Source organism: Bacillus haikouensis, from assembly GCF_013179555.1.
Classification (GTDB): domain Bacteria; phylum Bacillota; class Bacilli; order Bacillales; family Bacillaceae_B; genus Rossellomorea; species Rossellomorea haikouensis_A.
In genome coordinates this window covers 1-3,680 of sequence record NZ_JABMCR010000347.1, presented here as the reverse complement: position 1 = coordinate 3,680, position 3,680 = coordinate 1, and the positions used below count along the sequence as shown (strand labels likewise).

Below are 3,680 nucleotides of genomic sequence, written 5' to 3'. Positions count from 1 at the left end.
GAATAATGAGGAGTTATCGAGAGAATCCTTTGTAAAGCTGAAGCTGGGAGATTCTTGTGAGAAAAGATTTTATAAGACAGGAGATATCGTCAAGCAGCACCATTCGGGTGAATTCATCTTTATTTCCAGGAAGGATTCTCAGGTCAAGATAAGAGGTTTTCGGATTGAGCCCGGTGAAATAAAGCACTCCATAATGAATATCCCCGATGTCAACCAAGCAGCTGTGGTGGTAAAAAGCTTTGAAGGCGAGAAGAAACTATTTGCATTTGTTGTTAAACAAAAGGGGTCGCATATTGATGCCGTAATGATAAAAGCAATAATAAAAGATGAGCTTCCCTATTATATGATCCCGAATGCCATTGTGTTTATTGAAGAGATACCGATCAATTCACACGGTAAACTGTTGGTGAAAGAACTGCCATTTGATAAAAATGATCTGGTATCAAAGGAACAAAAAAGGTATCCAGAAAGCTTGCTTGAATACTCATTGGCTGCTATATGGGAGGAAGTATTGGGACTTGAGGGCATAGGAATCAATGAAGATTTCTTTGATTTAGGTGGACATAGCATAAAGGTGATAGAGGTTGTAGGCAAAATACGGCGCAGTCTTAAAATGAGCGTCCCAATGTCTATCCTATTTGAGTATCGCACCATCGAAACATTAGCGGATTTTCTGGATAAGCTGAAGGTTGAAGGAGATACGGAGGGAGTGATCGTCCCCTTACAACGATCGAAGACGATAAAGCCGTCCTTATTCCTTATACATCCGGGAGGCGGCGGGGCAATGTGTTATATGTCTCTTGCAAAGGAACTGAAGAAGGAGATTAATATATACGGAATACAGTCCGTCGGATACGACGGAGACTGTGAACCTTTGACAGAAATCCCTGCAATGGCCGAGAGGTATGTAAACGAAATACGCATGTTACAGCCTGAAGGACCATATAAGCTGGCAGGCTGGTCGATGGGTGGTACCATTGCAGTCGAAATGGCAAGAATATTGGAAAAAATGGGACAGGTTTGTTCCTTCATAGGGCTTATCGATGCTCACCCTTTCAATGGAGATCATGAAGTGGAAGGTCGGAAAGAACCGTTAATCGTTTGGGCACAAAGTTTAGGAATCAATATGAATGCCTTCGAAGCGATGACCACTGAGGAGAAGCTTTCAGTTTTACTGTCAAAAGCAAAGGAGAATGAATTACTTCCTGTGACATCAGAAATCGAGGATGTTAAAAGAGTTATAAAGATCATGGCATCAAACAACTTTGCCTGTGATCATTATCATTTCCAAAGTCCGGTAAAGTCTGATTTGACCGTTTTTCATTGTTTAGAAAAAGATAAGGATCATTTTCATGACCTTGTGGATCCTGAAGAATGGAAAATCCGTACCGAAGGCGATATCACTCCTGTCAAGATCCAGGGTCATCACAATAACTTAATGGCACAGCATAATGTAACATCTTTAGCCGAAAAGCTAAAACAATATCTGTAAGGGAGGTCAATCGAGATGGTGAACCAAGTAACAGGAAGAGTGGGGAAAAGTCCGCATGACCTTTACATCAGTAAAGTATTAAAACCACAGTTTGATTATGAACTTGATCATTATCTACACCATTATATTTCTATTGAAAAGGTGTTACTTCAAAGCTATGAAAAGATGGAATTACTGGGCAAGAATGAGATTACCGAAATTATTACTATATTAAATAATATGGAAAAAAAATCATTGTCTATTCTCTCAGAGGGGAATCTGACTGATATTGCTTTAACGATTGAACGCTATGTAAATCAAAAATCGGAAAATGAGATTACGAACTGGCATTTGGACAGAAGCCGCAATGATTACCAGGCATGCGCCCAGCTCATGTACGGAAGGGAAAAGTGGCTGGAGTTAATAGATAAAATGTTTCACTTGAACGAAGAAATTCTAGAGAAAGCAGCCAAGTACTTCAGTCATAAAATGCCTGGTTACACTCATTATCAATCTGCTCAAGTCATCAATATTTCATTTTATTTAACGGCTGTCAGTGAGCATATTTTGGCTTCTGTGAAGAAAATGATACAAGTTCTTGAAACGATGAATGGACGCTGTCCGCTTGGATCCGGAGCGATGTCCGGTCAGGAACTTCCCTGGGACTGTGATTTCATGGCGGATTTGCTTGGTTTCACATCCTACACTGGACATGCTCTTGCAGGGGTGGCCTCCCGGGACTGGGTATTGGAAATGGGTGAGTGTCTGTCATATTTAGGAACAAATTTAAGTCGTTTTCTAACCGATTTCCTCATGTGGGGCAGCAGTGAACAACAGTTCATTACCTTCCCCGATGAACTTTCGGGAATTTCATCTTCCATGCCTCAGAAACGTAATTTCCCGCTTCTGGAAAGAGCGCGTGGAAAGACCAGTCATTTAATCGGCTCCTATATAGATATTTTATTAGGGCAGAGAAATACGACTTACAGCAACCTTGTAGAAGTTTCAAAAGAATCGAATAAGAGTTTACCACTTTTATTGAACAATGCTGATGACCTGCTGGATTTAGTCATTTTGATATTTCGGTATATGGAATTTAATGTGGATAAAACCGAAACCAGATGTTCAGAGGAATTCTTCGGAGGTTTTTCGCTTGCAAACCAATTAACGATGAAAAACCAAATTCCTTATCGTGCTGCACAAGTAATTGCAGGGAAATTCATTACGTATTATATAGAAAATAATAGAAAACCTCATGAAGTTTCAAGTGTATTACTGACGAGTATTTGCAAGGATGAAGGATTCGTAAATAGCATCACTACTCATGAACTGCTTGAAATCTTCGACTTTAGGAAAGAGGTAGATAGAAAAATAACAAGGGGTTCTACGAATGATGCCTCTGTAATGAAGATTATTAATCTGCATAAAAAAAGAGATTCAGAGTTAAAACAAACATTTTCAACTATAAAATATAAGGTCCTGTCCAAATTGGATGCTCTTGATCATTGGGAACCTAAGGAAGGAAGTTTACGATGAGCCCAGAAAGGGATTGCCCTGAATATACAGCCAATGGTTATGGAGTAGGGAAATCATACGGGACGTTCGGTGAACTATTACAGGGAGTACTCCCGGATGAGCAGGATTTCCTTGTAACCTTCCCAATCGAAAAATATTCGGAGTGTAAATTCTATCCGTCAGTGAGCGGTACACTTTCCGTAACCCCTTCAGGAAAAGTAAAATCATTGAAATTAGCTGGTAAATTATTATCATATTGCGGAAAACCCGTCAGTGGCAGTTTAATCATAAATAGTGAATTGCTGCAAGGTAAAGGTTTGGCCAGTTCCACTGCAGATATGATTGCTGTTTCCAGAGCGATAGAAGATTATTATGATCTACAGATCCCGGTGGAAGTGATGGAGAAATTCATTAAGGAAATAGAGCCGACCGACGGGATCATGCATCCTGGAATTGTTGTTTATTATCATAAAGAGCTGAAGTTGAGAGAATCGCTTGGGAGCTGTCCTCCGTTAACCATACTGGCGCTGGATGAGGGAGGGGAAATAGACACGATCAAATACAATCAAGTAGAAAGAAAGTTTTCTTATCTAGAAAAATTAGAATATCAGTCATTATTGTCCGATATGTGTACGGCACTTCAACATAATAATCTGGAATTGCTCGGCAAGACAGCCACTCGCAGTGCTGTTAT

General features: G+C 40.0%; 3 protein-coding genes. All 3 read left to right on the top strand.

Translation table 11 applies throughout. The annotated features are described in order from the left end of the window. Positions 1 to 1,492: non-ribosomal peptide synthetase (locus HP456_RS21155; protein WP_246289339.1), on the top strand; the 1,492-nt coding region annotated here is incomplete at its 5' end. 15 nt (positions 1,493 to 1,507) lie between these two features. After that, the gene (locus tag HP456_RS21150; RefSeq protein ID WP_172254797.1) at positions 1,508 to 3,007 is read left to right on the top strand and encodes a lyase family protein; all 1,500 of its coding nucleotides are present in this window, start codon (positions 1,508 to 1,510) and stop codon (positions 3,005 to 3,007) included. After that, a partial coding sequence (locus tag HP456_RS21145; RefSeq protein WP_172254795.1) for a GHMP family kinase ATP-binding protein occupies positions 3,004 to 3,680 on the top strand: 677 nt, incomplete at its 3' end. The genes HP456_RS21150 and HP456_RS21145, both read left to right, overlap by 4 nt.